Here is a 15,637-nt window from a genome sequence, read left to right as displayed (position 1 = left end):
TTCTGCATAAAATGCGACGCTTATAATAATTATTATCGTTTACATTCGTCATTTAATTATTCATCAGAGAAATCAACTATGCCGACCAAGCGTCTTTCATCATCTGCGGCCAAGCAGGGCCGTACTCCCGTCAGCGCGTTAGCGATCACCGTCGCCGCGGCGTTGGGCACGCTGGCAATGCCGGCTTTCTCCGCCGATGCCAAGCCGGCCGCCAAGGAAGACACGATTACCGTTGTGGGCGGCAGCAATACCGCCCAGCAGGAAAGCGCCTGGGGGCCGGTCGGTACCTATGTCGCCAAACGCAGCGCCACCGGCACCAAAACCGATACGCCGATCGAGAAGAACCCGCAGTCCGTTTCCGTGGTGACGCGTGAAGAGATGGACATGCGCCAGCCGGATACGGTGAAAGGCGCGCTGGCCTATGCGCCGGGCGTATTCGCCAGCCGCGGCAGCTCCACCACCTATGACGCGGTGGCGATCCGCGGCTTCCCGGCCACCAACACCACCCAGTATCTGGATGGCCTGCGGTTGCTGGGCAACAACTACAGCGAAGCGTCCATCGATCCTTATTTCCTTGAGCGAGCCGAGCTGCTGCGCGGCCCGGTTTCGGTGCTGTACGGCAAAAGCAACCCGGGCGGTTTGGTCGCCATGGTCAGCAAACGGCCAACCACCGAACCGCTGCGCGAAATCCAGTTCAAGATGGGCACCGATAACCTGTTCCAGACTGGCTTCGATTTCAGCGACGCGCTGGACGATCAGGGCATCTATTCCTACCGTCTGACCGGCCTGGCGAAAGACAGCGATACGCAGCAGACCATGAGCAAAGAGAAGCGCTATGCGATCGCGCCATCCTTTAGCTGGCGTCCAGATGACAAAACCAACCTCACGCTGTTGGCCAACATTCAAAACGATCCTTATACCGGCTTTTACGGCTGGTTGCCGAAACAGGGGACGCTGATACCGTTGCCGGATGGCAGCAAACTGCCGACCGATTTCAACGAGGGCGAAGCCAGCAACTACATGTCCCGCAAACAACGGATGATCGGCTACAGCTTCGAACACGCCTTCAACGATACCTGGGCGGTGCGCCAGAATCTGCGCTATATGCAGCTGGACACCGATATGAAGAGCATTTATGGATATGGTTTGTCATCGCCGACGACGATCAATCGCCTCTATGTTCAATCGAAGGAACACCTGAACAATTTCTCCGTAGATACCCAGGCGCAGGCGAAGGTGAAAACGGGACAGGTTGATCACACCCTATTGTTTGGGGTGGATTACTCGCGCATGCGTAACGATATCAATGCCGCATATGGTTCTGCGGAAGGTCTTAGTATGACCAATCCGCAATACGGAAATGACGCTGTCAACATCAACTTCCCCTACCATTACCTGAACCGTCAGGAGCAAACCGGCCTGTATGTGCAGGAACAAGGGGAGTGGAACCAGTGGCTGTTGACGCTGGGCGGTCGCTATGACTGGGCGAAGACCTCCGCTTACAATCGTGATACGAATTTGACGGATCAGCAAACCGACCGGCAGTTTACCTGGCGCGGCGGTCTGAACTACCTGTTCGACAATGGCGTGACGCCGTATTTCAGCTACAGCGAGTCGTTTGAGCCGAATTTGGGTACAACCCGCGGAGGCAGCACCTTCAAGCCTTCTATCGGCAAGCAGTATGAAGCCGGCGTGAAATACGTGCCGAAGGATCGCCCGATCGTGCTGACCGGCGCCCTGTATCAGCTGACCAAAAGCAATAATCTGACGCCGGATCCGGCCAATCCGCAGTTCAGCGTGCAGAGCGGCGAGATCCGTTCGCGCGGCGTGGAGTTGGAAGCCAAGGCGGCGTTGAACGCCAACGTCAACCTGATCGCCTCCTATACCTATACCGATGCGAAGTACACCAAGGACAATACCTATCAGGGTAAACCGACCGTCGAGATGCCGAAACACTTGGCTTCGCTGTGGGCGGATTACACCTTCCACGAAACGGCGTTGAGCGGCCTGACGTTGGGCTCCGGTGTGCGCTACGTCGGCTCCAGCTCGAGCTTCAACAGCGATAACTCCGCCTTCAAAGTACCGGACTACACGCTGGTGGACGCTACCATTAAATACGATCTGGCGCGCTTTGGCCTGCCGGGCTCATCCGTGGGCGTTAACATCAATAACCTGTTCGACAAGACCTACGTGTCGAGCTGCTACAGCGACTACGCCTGCTATTGGGGCGCAGAACGCCAGGTGGTCGCCACCGCAACCTTCCGTTTCTAACCGGATAGCCGGGGCGGCGCCGTGTCGCCCCGGACAAAGCAGGATCTATGCAGGACAAACTTCTTAATCCCGGCGCGACCTTCGCGCTGGATAACGCCAGCTTCGCCGTCCCCGGTCGGGTGCTGTTGCAACCGCTGTCGCTCGGTTTTCCCCAGGGCAAAGTCTGCGGCCTGATCGGCCATAACGGTTCCGGTAAATCCACTTTGTTGAAACTGCTCGGGCGGCACCATGCGCCCAGCGACGGCCAGGTATTGCTCAATCAGCAGCCGTTGGCGCAGTGGGACAGCAAGTCTTTCGCCCGCCAGGTGGCCTACCTGCCGCAGCAGTTGCCGGCGGCGGAAGGCATGACGGTGCGCGAGCTGGTGGCCGTCGGCCGTTATCCGTGGCATGGCGCGCTGGGGCGTTTTGGTGCCAACGATCGTCAACAGGTGGAAGAGGCCATCGCGCTGGTGGGCTTGAAGCCGTTCGCCAATCGGCTGGTGGACAGCCTGTCCGGCGGCGAGCGCCAACGCGCCTGGCTGGCGATGATGGTGGCGCAGGACAGCCGCTGCCTGCTGCTCGACGAACCGACCTCGGCGCTGGACATCGCGCACCAGGTCGACGTGTTGGCGCTGATCCAGCGCTTGAGCCGCGAACGCGATCTCACGGTGATCGCCGTGCTGCACGACATCAACATGGCGGCGCGCTACTGTGACCATTTGGTGGCGCTGCGCGGCGGTGAAATGATCGCCCAGGGCGGCCCGCTGGAATTGATGCAGGGGCCGGTGCTGGAGCAAATTTACGGTATTCCTATGGGCACGTTGCCGCACCCGAGCGGCGGCGCGCCGGTGAGTTTTGTCTACTGATGTCTTCTGCATTCACATCTTCTCACGATCCACTGCGCCGCCGTCTGCTGATGGCGTTGGCGTTGTCGCCGCTGTTGGGCTCGTTGCCCGGTCGAGCGGCAGATGCGCCGCCGGATATCGCGCGCGTTGCGGCGCTGGAATGGCTGCCGATCGAGCTGCTGTTGGCATTGGGCGTGACGCCGCTGGCGGTGGCCGATGTCCATAACTACAACCTGTGGGTGGCGGAGCCGAAGCTGCCGGCGACGGTGGTCGACGTCGGGCAGCGCACCGAGCCTAACCTCGAACTGTTGCAGCAGCTCCAGCCTTCGCTGGTGTTGCTGTCGCAAGGCTATGGCCCGACACCGCGAAAAATCCAGCCCATCGCGCCAACCATGAGCTTCGGCTTCAACGACGGCAGCGGCAAACCGCTGACCGTGGCCCGCCAGTCGCTGCTGGCGTTGGGGCAGCGGTTGGGCATAGAAAGCCGGGCGGCAAATCACCTGGCGCAGTTCGACCGCTTTATGCAGGACGCACGTCAGCGTCTGCAAAGCTACACCCGGCAACCGCTGCTGTTGTTTTCCCTGATCGACACGCGCCATGCGTTGATCATCGGCCAGAAAAGCCTGTTCCAGGAAGCGATGGATCAACTGGGCATTCGCAATGCCTGGCAGGAGCAAACCGACTTCTGGGGCACGGCGGTAGTGGGGATTGAACGGTTGGCCTCGGTGCGTAACGCCCGGGTCATTTATCTCGACCACGGTAATCAGGCGATGATGGACAAGGTCAGCGCGACGCCGCTGTGGCAGTCGTTGCCCTTCGTGCGGCAAAACCAGCTGCGGCAGGTGCCGGCGGTGTGGTTCTACGGCGCCACGCTGTCGACGATGCGCTTTTGCCGCCTGTTGGCGCAGGCCCAGGAGAGGGCGTCATGAATTCGGGCATCCGGAAATTACCGCTGACGCTGATCCTGCTGTTGCTGGCGGCGTCAGGTGGCCTGACGATATACAACCTGATGCAGCAATTGCCACCGGCGCAATGGGCGCAGGCGCTCAGCGCGCCGGACATCGACGATGTGCGGCAAATGCTGTTCCATTACAGTCTGCTGCCGCGGTTGACGGTGTCGCTGTTGGCCGGCGCCGGTCTGGGGCTGGTCGGCGTCCTGTTCCAGCAGGTGTTGCGCAACCCGTTGGCGGAGCCGTCGACGCTCGGCGTTGCCGCCGGCGCGCAGCTCGGCTTGACCATCGCCACGCTGTGGGTGCTGCCGGGGGGCGAATTCACCCGGCAACTGGCCGCTATGGTGGGGGCGGTCGTGGTGGGAGGACTGGTGTTCGGCGTCGCCTGGGGCAAGCGTATGTCGCCGGTTACGCTGATTCTGGCCGGTCTGGTGCTGGGGCTGTACTGCGGCGCAGTCAACAGCCTGTTGGCGCTGTTTAATTACGATCAGCTGCAGGGCATGTTCCTGTGGGGCACCGGTGCGTTGAACCAACAGGACTGGAGCGCGGTACAGTTTATCCTGCCGCGCTTGCTGGTGGCCGGCGCGCTGGCGGCGCTGTTGCTGCGCCCGCTGACGCTGCTGGGGCTGGACGACGGCGTGGCGCGCAACCTGGGGCTGGGGCTGTCGATGGCGCGTTTCTGCGCTCTCGGGTTGGCCATTATCTTCAGCGCCATGTTGGTGAGCGCGGTGGGCGTTATCGGCTTTATCGGCCTGTTCGCGCCGCTGATGGCGAAGATGCTGGGCGCCCGTCGTCTGGCGCACCGCATGATGCTGGCGCCGCTGCTGGGGGCGCTGTTGCTGTGGTTGACCGATCAGGTGATGATCGGGGTGACGCAGGTGTGGCGTGAAATCCCGACCGGTGCGGCCACCGCGTTGTTCGGCGCGCCGCTGCTGCTGTGGCTGTTGCCGCGTTTGCGCAGCGCCGCCACGCCGCCACCGATGAACCTGGGCGACAAGGTGCCTGCCGAACGCGGGCATCTGGCGGGCTGGATTGGCCTGGCCGGCATCGTGTTGCTGATTGGCCTGACGCTGGCACTGATGCTGGGCAAAAATGCCGGCGGCTGGCACTGGAGCCAGGGGGCGGAACTGGACTCCCTGCTGCCGTGGCGCTGGCCGCGGGTGCTGTCGGCGCTGGCCGCGGGCATGATGCTGGCGGTCGCCGGCACGCTGATTCAGAAACTGACCGGCAACCCGATGGCCAGCCCGGAAGTGTTGGGCATCAGTTCCGGCGCCGCTTTTGGCGTCGTGATGATGTTGTTTATGGTGCCGGGCGACGCCTTCGTTTGGCTGTTGCCCGCCGGCAGTCTGGGGGCGGCCGCGACGCTGCTGATCATCATGATCGCCGCTGGCCGCGGCGGTTTCTCGACCGAACGGATGCTGCTGGCCGGCATCGCGCTCAGCACGGCTTTTACTACCGTCATCTTCCTGCTGCTGGCCAGCGGCGATCCGCGTATGGGGGGCTTGCTGACCTGGCTCTCCGGTTCAACCTATTCGGTGGAGCCGGCGCAGGCGCTGCGCACCGCGCTGATCGCCGCCGGATTGATGATATTGGCGCCGCTGTGCCGCCGCTGGCTGACCATTCTGCCGCTCGGCGGCGCTACCGCTCGTTCGGTGGGGATCGCCTTGACGCCTGCGCGATTGACCATCCTGTTGCTGGCCGCCACGCTGACCGCTATGGCGACCCTGACCGTGGGGCCGCTGAGCTTTGTCGGGCTGATGGCACCGCATATGGCGCGCATGCTGGGCTTCCGCCGTGCGCTGCCGCAGATGGTGATCGCCGCGCTGCTGGGCGGCTTGCTGATGGTGTTTGCCGACTGGTGCGGGAGGATGCTGCTGTTCCCGTACCAGATCCCCGCCGGGTTATTGGCGACCTTTATCGGTGCGCCGTACTTCGTTTATCTGTTGCGTAAGCAGACGTCGTAATCGGCGTCTCGCCGTGCTTTTTCTGCCATCAAAGGCTCAGCGTCGCTGAGCCTTTTTTTATTTTTTCAGGATGTTGCAAGGCGCTGCGAGCGGTTGCGCAAAAACGATATTGCGTGCGAAAAGGAACACGAGGCGTGGCGGTGAGATGAATATACTGCGGGCGGGTGCTCTGGATCTTTGTCTCTGGAGCCCGTGCGAAAGAGACAAAGAGAAAAGCCCCGAGTCGATATCCATCAACCCGAGGCCTACTCTAACGCACGACAACGTTAAGTTAGCCTCTTACCCGCCGCGAGGCAAGGAGAAGAAGGCATGATGCCGAACAAACGGAGCCTGTTAAAATTGGTGGTTATTTGTGCCACGGTAATATCACTGGCATGGATAACCCGCAGCACGCTGTGTGAGCTGCGGATCCGATCGGGCACTTCGGAGGTTGCGGCCATTTTGGCTTACGAATCCGAACGGTAAGGCAACCCGGCGGCGGGGGTTTTGCCTCCGCCGGCCGGCAGTCGATGCGTTGATCCATGAGCACCCATCCATTCAAAAAAAACGGCGAGCCAAGGCTCGCCGTTTTCATGTTGATACCGGAGCTTATTTCAGGCCGGCGGCATCGCGCAGCAACTCAGCTTTGTCGGTCGCTTCCCACGGGAAGTGCTCGCGGCCGAAGTGGCCGTAGGCGGCGGTTTCGCGGTAGATCGGCTGCAGCAGATCCATCATCTGGATCAGGCCGTATGGGCGCAGATCGAAGAATTCGCGCACCAGCAGCGTCAGCTGTTCGGTTGGCACTTTCTCGGTACCGAAGGTTTCCACCATGATGGAAGTCGGTTCCGCTACGCCGATAGCGTAAGAAACCTGGATCTCGCAGCGATCGGCCAGGCCGGCGGCGACGATGTTTTTCGCCACGTAGCGCGCCGCGTAAGCGGCCGAACGGTCAACCTTGGACGGATCCTTACCGGAGAAGGCACCGCCGCCGTGGCGTGCCATGCCGCCGTAGGTATCGACGATGATCTTACGGCCGGTCAGGCCGCAATCGCCCATCGGGCCGCCGATAACGAAACGGCCGGTCGGGTTGATGTGGTATTTGGTGCCCGCCGTCAGCCATTCCGCCGGCAGTACCGGCTTGATGATCTCTTCCATCACCGCTTCCTGCAGATCTTTCAGCGAGATGTCTTCGGAGTGCTGGGTGGACAGAACCACGGCGTCGATGCCGACAATTTTGCCGTCGTCGTACTGGAAGGTCACCTGGCTCTTCGCGTCCGGGCGCAGCCACGGCAGGGTGCCGTTTTTACGCACTTCGGACTGGCGCTGCACCAGACGGTGCGCGTAGGTGACAGGCGCTGGCATCAGCACGTCGGTTTCGTTGGTGGCGTAGCCAAACATCAAGCCCTGATCGCCGGCACCCTGCTCGAGAGGATCGGTACGGTCAACGCCCTGATTGATATCCGGGGATTGCTTGCCGATGGCGCTCAATACTGCGCAGGAGTTGGCGTCAAAGCCCATGTCCGAATGAACGTAGCCGATTTCGCGCACGGTCTGGCGGGTGATCTCTTCGATATCGACCCAGGCGCTGGTGGTGATTTCACCGCCGACCAGCACCATACCGGTTTTCACGTAGGTTTCGCAGGCGACGCGCGCTTTTGGATCCTGCTCCAGGATGGCGTCGAGGACGGCATCGGAGATCTGATCGGCGATTTTATCGGGATGTCCTTCGGAGACGGATTCGGACGTGAATAGGTGTTTAGCCATTGTGTTCTTTACCTTGCATAAGACGGGTTAGAAATTACTGCACAGCGCTGGAGATCCGGCATCGAAGCGAAGGGTCTTCCGCTGATGGCGCGAGATGCATCCTGCAACGCCCCTCAGGCAAAGCCGTTAAGCAGTTTATCAGTTAACCAGTATAGATGGATTAACATCTGGACGTCTATTTTAGGTCAGGGTTTAGCCAGATTGCCAGTAATTTTTTGCGCTTTCGCTCTTTTGCGCAAACCGGTTGGCGCCATTTTCATCGCTTGAAACAGTTTTCGGCGAATTTTCATTTTGCTTTTTCACCTGCTTACCGGTATAAACTGCGCGCGCGGTTCATTTGCTGCACAGTACGGCGATCTGACGTGGGGAAGGTGCGATAAACTTCCGCTTTGCATTCGCCGGCGTTGCGCTATTATCCGTCGCAGGCGTTCGCCGTGAGCGCCGCCGCTTCATCGAACGGTCACGTTCTTACACTATTTTAGAGGCTTGGTCGTTCACTCCGAACGACGCGCGTGGAGGTGGTTGGATTAATGATCCGTTGTCTACCGGTTGTTGGTTCCCAACAGCAGTGCCGTTCTGGCGCACATTCTTCTGCTATTTCCCGTCTTGTCTCTCTGTCACTTACCAGGTGCGATAAACACTTGGCCGCTACTCAGGATTCTCGGGCCGGCTAACGGTCGTCTGAAGAACTGAACAAGGGTAGCCTGCAGCCTTCCTGTGGGATGTTTCTTGGCCCGATTCACGAGGTTTGAACAGGGTGTCTTACAATTATATGAGTGATAAACCGATCGCTGACCGCGAACGGCAGTTCTCTTCGCTGCCGCCAGCGCGGCTTGTTGGGTTGTTCTCGCGGGTTGTAGCTGCGATAGTGGCTGACGGTTTCGTCAGTACGGAATGTGAGGCGAACCATGTCTGATGATCTGTTGATTCACCGCCCGCCGGTTGCGGGCGAGTCTTTATCTTTGCGCTCCATGCAGGAGGTTGCCATGAATGATCGTAATGCCAGCAAGATGCTGCGCACTTATAACGTCGCCTACTGGGGCAACAATTACTATGACGTGAACGAGCTGGGCCATATCAGCGTGTGCCCGGATCCGGATGTCCCACAGGCACGTGTCGATCTGGCAGAACTGGTGAAAGAGCGCCAGAAAGACGGCCAGCGTCTGCCGGCGCTGTTCTGCTTCCCGCAGATCCTTCAGCATCGCTTGCGTTCGATCAACGCCGCGTTCAAACGCGCGCGTGAGTCCTTCGGTTACCAGGGCGGCTATTTCCTGGTGTACCCGATCAAGGTGAACCAACATCGCCGCGTGATTGAGTCGCTGGTGAACTCCGGCGAACCGCTGGGGCTGGAAGCCGGCTCCAAGGCCGAGCTGATGGCGGTGCTGGCGCATGCCGGCATGACCCGCTCGGTGATTGTCTGTAACGGCTATAAAGATCGTGAATACATTCGCCTGGCGCTGATCGGGGAAAAACTGGGGCACAAGGTGTACCTGGTGATCGAGAAGATGTCCGAGATCAACCTGGTGCTGGAAGAGGCCGAACGGTTGAACGTCATACCGCGTCTGGGCGTGCGGGCGCGCCTGGCATCGCAAGGCTCCGGCAAATGGCAGTCGAGCGGCGGCGAAAAATCCAAGTTCGGTCTGGCGGCAGTGCAGGTGCTGAAGCTGGTGGAGACCCTGCGTGAAGCGGGCCGTCTCGACAGCCTGCAGTTGCTGCACTTCCACCTGGGCTCGCAGCTGGCCAACATCCGCGATATCGCCACCGGCGTGCGCGAATCGGCGCGCTTCTACGTTGAGCTGCACAAATTGGGCGTCAACATTCAGTGCTTCGACGTGGGCGGCGGTTTGGGCGTCGACTACGAAGGCACCCGTTCGCAGTCCGACTGCTCGGTGAACTACGGGCTGAACGAATACGCCAACAACGTGATTTGGGGCATCGGCGACGCCTGTAACGAACACGGCCTGCCGCACCCGACGGTGATCACCGAGTCTGGCCGCGCGGTAACCGCGCACCACACGGTGCTGGTCTCCAACGTGATCGGCGTTGAGCGCAATGAGTTCAGCGAACCGCTGCCGCCGGAAGCCGACGCGCCGCGCGCGCTGGAAAGCATGTGGGAAACCTGGCTGGAAATGAACGAGCCGGAGAACCGCCGCTCGCTGCGCGAATGGCTGCACGACAGCCAGATGGATCTGCACGACGTGCATACCCAATATGCGCACGGCATGCTGGATCTGACCAAGCGCGCCTGGGCCGAACAGCTGTATCTGAACATCTGCAACAAGATTCAGCAGCAGCTCGATCCGAGCAACCGCGCGCACCGTCCGATCATCGACGAACTGCAAGAGCGTATGGCCGACAAGTTCTACGTCAACTTCTCGCTGTTCCAGTCGATGCCGGATGCCTGGGGTATCGATCAGTTGTTCCCGGTGCTGCCGCTGGAAGGGTTGGATAAGCCGCCGGAAGGCCGCGCGGTGCTGCTCGACATCACCTGCGACTCCGACGGCACCATCGACCATTACGTCGACGGCGACGGCGTGGCGACCACCATGCCGATGCCGCCGTACGATCCGGAGAACCCGCCGGCGTTGGGCTTCTTTATGGTCGGCGCGTACCAGGAGATCCTCGGCAACATGCACAACCTGTTTGGCGACACCGCCTCGGTTGACGTGTACGTGTTCCCGGACGGCAGCGTTGAGACCGAGCTGTCCGACGAGGGCGACACCGTGGCGGATATGCTGGAGTATGTGCAGCTCGATCCGAGCGCGCTGTTGTCCAAGTTCCGCGATCAGGTGAAAGAAACCGATCTGGACGGCGAGCTGCAGGCGCAGTTCCTGGAAGAGTTTGAAGCTGGTCTGTACGGCTACACGTATCTGGAAGACGAGTAATTTCGTAAGGAAAAAACGGGCGCTGGCGAAGCGCCCGTTTTTTTTCAACGCGTACCCTTCACACCGCCCCTCCCCGCTAATCAGTTATCACAAATTTGTTAACTTCCCGTGAGGACTTGGTCAACACTTTCTTTATAGGTTGTCTTTATCGGCTTTGCAGTAGTTGGATGCGGAGAAGGTCATGATGATCAACAGACGGCGATTTATTCTGGCCGGCGGCGGTTTATCCGCGCTGCTGGCGTTGGGATGGCGGCCTTTGCTGCAAGCGAATGCGGGGGCGCCGGAGCAATTTGCAGTCAATTACAGCGACCAACAGTGGCGTCAGCGCCTGACCGGCGCGCAATATCATATTCTGCGCGAACAGGGGACCGAAGCGCCCTATAGCAGCCCATTGAACGACGAACACCGCGCAGGGATATTCTCGTGCGCCGGATGTGGCCTGCCGCTGTTTTCTTCTGATACCAAGTTTGACAGCCACACCGGTTGGCCGAGCTTTTATCGGCCCCTCGAGCACGCCGTCGCCCAGCGTCGAGATCTCTCGTTTGGCATGGTGCGAGATGAGGTGCACTGCCGGCGCTGCGGTGGGCATTTGGGGCACGTATTCGACGACGGCCCACCACCGACCGGGCTGCGTTACTGCATGAACGGGGCTGCCTTACAATTTACGCCGCGGGCGGCATAGCGGAGAGAACGATATGTGGATCCTGATACTGGCTTACTTAGGCGGCATTTTGACCATCGCCAGCCCGTGCATTTTGCCGGTGCTGCCGTTCGTTTTTGCACGCGCAGACCGTCCGTTCTTGCGTTCCGGTTTGCCGTTGTTGGTTGGCATGGCGCTGACCTTCGCTTTGTTCGCCACGCTGGCTGCCGTCGGCGGGGGCTGGGTGGTCGCCGTCAATCAATATGGCCGCTGGCTGGCGCTGTTTCTGATGGCGCTGTTTGGCGTTACGCTGCTGTTTCCAGCGCTTGCCGAACGCGTAATGCGACCGTTGGTCTCCGCCGGTAATCGGTTATCGGATCGGGTTGCAGCGGACAAACAGAATTCAGTGGGTTCATCGTTGCTGTTGGGCGTTGCCACCGGCTTGCTTTGGGCGCCCTGCGCCGGGCCGATCCTGGGCCTGGTGCTCACCGGCGCGGCGCTGCAGGGCGCCAATGTCGGTTCGACGTTGCTGCTGTTGGCCTATGCCGCCGGCGCCGCTACGTCACTGGCGTTGGCGCTGTTGATCGGCGGCAAGGTCTTTAGCGCCATGAAGCGTTCGCTGGGCGCCGGCGAATGGATACGCCGCGGTTTGGGAGTGGCCATGTTACTCGGCGTGGCGGCGATTGCATTCGGCCTGGACACCGGCGTGCTGGCGCGGATTTCCACCGCATCTGGCGGCGGTATCGAGCAGCGGCTGGTGCAGGCGTTTAACCCGGCGAGCCGACCGGCGGCGCTGCAAACGACGGCCGACGCCGCTCCGGCGCTGGCCGAACTGGGGGAAATGCCTTCGCTGTCGGGGGCGGTGCAGTGGCTGAACTCACCGCCGCTGCAGGCCGAAGCGCTGCGCGGCAAGGTGGTGCTGGTAGACTTTTGGACCTACTCCTGCATCAACTGTCTGCGTTCTCTGCCTTACGTGAAAGCCTGGGCGGAAAAATACCGTGACCAGGGGCTGGTGGTGATCGGCGTACATGCCCCGGAGTTTGCCTTCGAAAGAGATACCGCTAACGTTGCTAAAGAGGCTAAAAAACTCGGTATCGATTATCCGATAGCCATCGATAACAACTATCGCATTTGGCAGGCGTTCAACAACCAGTATTGGCCTGCGCACTATTTCATCGACGCCAACGGGCGCATACGCTACCAACATTTTGGTGAGGGCGATTATACGCAGTCTGAGCGCGTAATTCAGACGCTGTTGAGACTGGCGGGAGGAAAAGACACCAGCACCGCTATCAGTCAGGTGCATGGGCAGGGCGTGGAGCAGGCCGCCAGTCGCCAGACGGATATCTCGCCGGAAACCTACCTGGGATATCAACGTGCCGAAAACTTCGCTTCGGCGCCTGCCGTTCAGGATAGCGCCGCTGACTATGCGGCCTCGCCCCTGTTGTCGCTGAACCACTGGGCGCTGGCGGGCAATTGGACCATCGGGGCAGAACGCGCCACGCTGAACACGCCTGACGGGCGTATCGTCTATCGCTTTCACGCTCGCGATCTGCATTTAGTGCTGGGCCCAGCCGCGACGGGGCAGCCGATCGCGTTCAAAGTCACGTTGGATGGCAAAGCGCCGGGTGAAATGCATGGTGTCGATGTGGCGCCGGATGGCAGTGGCGTGATAACCGATCAACGGCTTTACCAACTGATTCGTCAAACCGACGGGGCGGGAGAGCATACCTTCAGCATTGAATTCGAGCGGGCCGGTGTGTCGGCCTATGCTTTCACCTTCGGCTAATCCAGGGGGCAGAATGAAACGCGCAAACAGGTTTAACTCGCTGCTGAGCGCTTGCACCGTCGCCGGCGCGATGGCCCTAAGCGGCATGATCCTTTGACAGGGAAATGCGTGGGCGCTGGGCGGTGAGGCGGCGGCGGTAACGCTGCCCGCTCCGACGATAGATGAACCCGCAAATGCCTCGCACAGTGAAACCGCCATTTTCGCCGGTGGCTGCTTTTGGGGCGTACAGGGGGTTTTTCAGCATGTGAAAGGCGTGACCGGTGCGGTTTCTGGTTATGCCGGCGGGGCAGCGAAAACGGCGAATTATGACAACGTCAGCACAGGAATGACCGGTCACGCAGAATCTGTGGCGGTGACCTTTGATCCGACGCAGGTTTCCTATGGCGCGCTATTGCAGATATTTTTCTCGGTGGTGCACGATCCTACCGAACTCAATCGGCAGGGGCCGGATAGCGGCACCCAGTACCGCTCGGCTATCTTTCCGCAAAGTGCCGCACAACAGCGGATCGCCAGCGCTTATCTGGCCCAGCTGCAGGCAAGCCGCAGTTTTGAGCGGCCGTTGATGACCCGTATCGAAAGCAACGCTCACTTCTATTCGGCGGAAGCGTATCACCAGAATTTTTTAACCGATCACCCCGATGCGCCTTATATTCGGATTAACGACCTGCCGAAAATCAAGCAGCTTGAGCAGCGTTTCCCGACCCGCTACCGCCCACAGCCGGTGTTGGTCAACGTAAACGCGCGATGAGCATCTGCAGTTGGACGGCGTTCTTCTATACTTGCTAACGACGAGCGGCCAGGATCATTTGCGTGCTTGAAGCGCGGACAAAATACGGTGATAATCCGCCTTATCGGCAATACCGAAACAAACATCGAATTACCCGTCATACTTGAAGTTGCCTCTGTGTTGGCGGCGTGCGTTCATCCCAGTCACTTACTTGAGTAAGTTCCTGGGGATTCCCGCCCTGGCCTTCTTGATGCAACTCCAATTATCCAGGGTATCAATCCCTTCCTCGTCGGGCTAACGACGCGGGAGGGATTTTTTTTTGTAACGGCCCGGCATCTGCGCCCGGCAACTTGTTGAACTACGAGGGTTTACTATGAGCACCTTAGGCCATCAGTCCGATAATTCATTAGTGTCCAACGCCTTTGGTTTCCTGCGCTTTCCGCTGAACTTCATGCCTTACGACAGCGATGCAGAGTGGGTCATCACCGGCATTCCGTTTGACATGGCGACCTCCGGTCGCGCCGGTGGCCGTCACGGCCCGGCGGCTATTCGTCAGGTATCCACCAACCTGGCCTGGGAAGGCAACCGCTGGCCGTGGAGCTTCGATCTGCGCGATCGTCTGAACGTGGTTGACTGCGGCGACATCGTGTTCAACTTCGGCGATGCGCAGGACATGAGCGACAAGCTGCAGGCGCACGCGGAGAAACTGCTGAAGGCCGGTAAGCGCATGCTCTCGTTCGGTGGCGACCACTTCGTCACCCTGCCGCTGCTGCGCGCGCACGCCAAGCATTTCGGCAAACTGGCGCTGGTACACTTCGACGCCCATACCGATACCTACGCCAACGGCAGCAAGTTCGATCACGGCACCATGTTCTACCATGCGCCGAACGAAGGCCTGATCGATCCGCATCACTCAGTACAGATCGGCATTCGCACCGAGTTCGACCATGACAACGGCTTCACCGTGCTGGACGCCGCGCAGGTGAACGATCGCAGCGTGGACGACCTGCTGACGCAGATCAAAGGCATCGTCGGCGATATGCCGGTGTACCTGACCTTCGACATCGACTGCCTGGATCCGGCGTTTGCACCGGGCACCGGCACGCCGGTGATCGGCGGCCTGACTTCCGATCGTGCGCTGAAACTGGTGCGCGGCATGCAGTCGCTGAACATCGTCGGCATGGACGTGGTAGAAGTGGCGCCGGCCTATGACCAGTCCGAGATCACCGCGCTGGCCGCGGCGACCCTGGGCCTGGAGATGCTGTACCTGCAGGCGGCGAAGAAACACGCCTGACGCCAGGACACTCCTCGCTAAAAAAGCGGCTCCCATCGTATGGGGCCGCTTTTTTTATTTCATTTGTCGCCCTCCGCACTGCGATTTTCAGCCTGTTGCAACGCCTTTGCGCAATTCTGCGCAGAAATGAAACTGAGTCAGTAAAAAGAAACGGGGGCAACGGAGAGGATGAATATACTGCGCGCGGGTGCTCTGGATCTTTGTATCTGGAGCCTGCGTGAAAGGTACAAAGAGAAAAGCCCCGAGTGATATCCATCAACCCGAGGCCTACTCTAACGCCCAACAACGTTAAGTTAGCCTCTTACCCGCCGCGAGGCAAGGAGAAGAAGGCATGATGCCGAACAAACGGAGCCTGTTAAAATTGGTGGTTATTTGTGCCACGGTAATATCGCTGGCATGGATAACCCGCAGCACGCTGTGTGAGCTGCGGATCCGATCGGGCACTACGGAGGTTGCGGCCATTTTGGCTTACGAATCCGAACGGTAAGGCAACCCGGCGACGGGGGATATCCCCCGTCTGCTGGTTGTTGGCGTCCAGATCCCTGAGCAC

The 15,637-nt window shown here is 60.0% G+C and carries 13 protein-coding genes; 12 read left to right on the top strand and 1 reads right to left on the bottom strand.

Going from position 1 to position 15,637, the window contains the following annotated elements:
- Positions 1-78: 78 nt before the first annotated feature.
- The 5 genes from fhuA (at position 79) to ATE40_RS24315 (ending at position 6,474) form a co-directional block, all read left to right on the top strand.
- Positions 79-2,271 (top strand): ferrichrome porin FhuA, encoded by a 2,193-nt coding sequence (gene fhuA / locus ATE40_RS17165; protein ID WP_063919673.1) that lies wholly within the window; start codon positions 79-81, stop codon positions 2,269-2,271.
- A gap of 47 nt (positions 2,272-2,318) precedes the next feature.
- On the top strand, positions 2,319-3,116 hold the full coding sequence (gene fhuC / locus ATE40_RS17160) for a Fe3+-hydroxamate ABC transporter ATP-binding protein FhuC (RefSeq protein WP_019456057.1): 798 nt from the start codon (positions 2,319-2,321) through the stop codon (positions 3,114-3,116).
- The gene (gene fhuD, locus ATE40_RS17155) at positions 3,116-4,024 is read left to right on the top strand and encodes a Fe(3+)-hydroxamate ABC transporter substrate-binding protein FhuD (protein WP_063919672.1); all 909 of its coding nucleotides are present in this window, start codon (positions 3,116-3,118) and stop codon (positions 4,022-4,024) included. Before fhuC ends, fhuD begins: the two co-directional genes overlap by 1 nt.
- Positions 4,021-6,009 (top strand): Fe(3+)-hydroxamate ABC transporter permease FhuB, encoded by a 1,989-nt coding sequence (gene fhuB / locus ATE40_RS17150; RefSeq protein WP_019456055.1) that lies wholly within the window; start codon positions 4,021-4,023, stop codon positions 6,007-6,009. Before fhuD ends, fhuB begins: the two co-directional genes overlap by 4 nt.
- 312 nt (positions 6,010-6,321) lie before the next feature.
- Complete coding sequence (locus ATE40_RS24315; RefSeq protein ID WP_071892068.1) at positions 6,322-6,474, top strand: Hok/Gef family protein; 153 nt, start codon at positions 6,322-6,324, stop codon at positions 6,472-6,474.
- Between the two features lie 123 nt (positions 6,475-6,597).
- On the opposite strand, the gene metK is transcribed toward ATE40_RS24315, so the two are convergent.
- Positions 6,598-7,752, bottom strand: coding sequence for a methionine adenosyltransferase (metK, locus tag ATE40_RS17145; RefSeq protein WP_019456054.1), 1,155 nt, complete (start codon positions 7,750-7,752; stop codon positions 6,598-6,600).
- A gap of 530 nt (positions 7,753-8,282) precedes the next feature.
- Between metK and ATE40_RS25100 the strand changes: the two genes are divergently transcribed.
- From ATE40_RS25100 to ATE40_RS17115, 7 genes are all read left to right on the top strand, one after another.
- Positions 8,283-8,426 (top strand): hypothetical protein, encoded by a 144-nt coding sequence (locus tag ATE40_RS25100; RefSeq protein ID WP_464017219.1) that lies wholly within the window; start codon positions 8,283-8,285, stop codon positions 8,424-8,426.
- Positions 8,427-8,660: 234 nt separating this feature from the next.
- Positions 8,661-10,637 (top strand): biosynthetic arginine decarboxylase, encoded by a 1,977-nt coding sequence (gene speA, locus ATE40_RS17140; RefSeq protein WP_019456053.1) that lies wholly within the window; start codon positions 8,661-8,663, stop codon positions 10,635-10,637.
- 181 nt (positions 10,638-10,818) lie between these two features.
- Positions 10,819-11,319 carry a peptide-methionine (R)-S-oxide reductase MsrB gene (gene msrB, locus ATE40_RS17135; protein ID WP_019456052.1) on the top strand — a complete coding sequence of 167 codons (501 nt, stop codon included), beginning with the start codon at positions 10,819-10,821 and terminating at the stop codon, positions 11,317-11,319.
- A gap of 13 nt (positions 11,320-11,332) precedes the next feature.
- Positions 11,333-13,066 carry a cytochrome c biogenesis protein DipZ gene (locus ATE40_RS17130; protein WP_063919979.1) on the top strand — a complete coding sequence of 578 codons (1,734 nt, stop codon included), beginning with the start codon at positions 11,333-11,335 and terminating at the stop codon, positions 13,064-13,066.
- A gap of 115 nt (positions 13,067-13,181) precedes the next feature.
- The gene (gene msrA / locus ATE40_RS17125) at positions 13,182-13,814 is read left to right on the top strand and encodes a peptide-methionine (S)-S-oxide reductase MsrA (RefSeq protein ID WP_338053988.1); all 633 of its coding nucleotides are present in this window, start codon (positions 13,182-13,184) and stop codon (positions 13,812-13,814) included.
- Positions 13,815-14,166: 352 nt separating this feature from the next.
- Complete coding sequence (speB, locus tag ATE40_RS17120) at positions 14,167-15,087, top strand: agmatinase (protein ID WP_004937606.1); 921 nt, start codon at positions 14,167-14,169, stop codon at positions 15,085-15,087.
- Positions 15,088-15,421: 334 nt separating this feature from the next.
- Entirely contained in the window at positions 15,422-15,574 is a 153-nt protein-coding gene (locus ATE40_RS17115; protein ID WP_004937610.1) for a Hok/Gef family protein, read from the top strand.
- Positions 15,575-15,637: the final 63 nt, after the last annotated feature.

Source organism: Serratia surfactantfaciens, assembly GCF_001642805.2.
Classification (GTDB): Bacteria; Pseudomonadota; Gammaproteobacteria; order Enterobacterales; family Enterobacteriaceae; genus Serratia; species Serratia surfactantfaciens.
This window is presented reverse-complemented; position numbering and strand designations above follow the sequence as displayed.

Coding starts and splice junctions, on each gene's coding strand:
- fhuA (WP_063919673.1), top strand. CDS start 79: ATGCCGACCAAGCGTCTTTCATCATCTGCGGCCAAGCAGGGCCGTACT.
- fhuC (WP_019456057.1), top strand. CDS start 2,319: ATGCAGGACAAACTTCTTAATCCCGGCGCGACCTTCGCGCTGGATAAC.
- fhuD (WP_063919672.1), top strand. CDS start 3,116: ATGTCTTCTGCATTCACATCTTCTCACGATCCACTGCGCCGCCGTCTG.
- fhuB (WP_019456055.1), top strand. CDS start 4,021: ATGAATTCGGGCATCCGGAAATTACCGCTGACGCTGATCCTGCTGTTG.
- ATE40_RS24315 (WP_071892068.1), top strand. CDS start 6,322: ATGCCGAACAAACGGAGCCTGTTAAAATTGGTGGTTATTTGTGCCACG.
- metK (WP_019456054.1), bottom strand. CDS start 7,752: ATGGCTAAACACCTATTCACGTCCGAATCCGTCTCCGAAGGACATCCC.
- ATE40_RS25100 (WP_464017219.1), top strand. CDS start 8,283: ATGATCCGTTGTCTACCGGTTGTTGGTTCCCAACAGCAGTGCCGTTCT.
- speA (WP_019456053.1), top strand. CDS start 8,661: ATGTCTGATGATCTGTTGATTCACCGCCCGCCGGTTGCGGGCGAGTCT.
- msrB (WP_019456052.1), top strand. CDS start 10,819: ATGATGATCAACAGACGGCGATTTATTCTGGCCGGCGGCGGTTTATCC.
- ATE40_RS17130 (WP_063919979.1), top strand. CDS start 11,333: ATGTGGATCCTGATACTGGCTTACTTAGGCGGCATTTTGACCATCGCC.
- speB (WP_004937606.1), top strand. CDS start 14,167: ATGAGCACCTTAGGCCATCAGTCCGATAATTCATTAGTGTCCAACGCC.
- ATE40_RS17115 (WP_004937610.1), top strand. CDS start 15,422: ATGCCGAACAAACGGAGCCTGTTAAAATTGGTGGTTATTTGTGCCACG.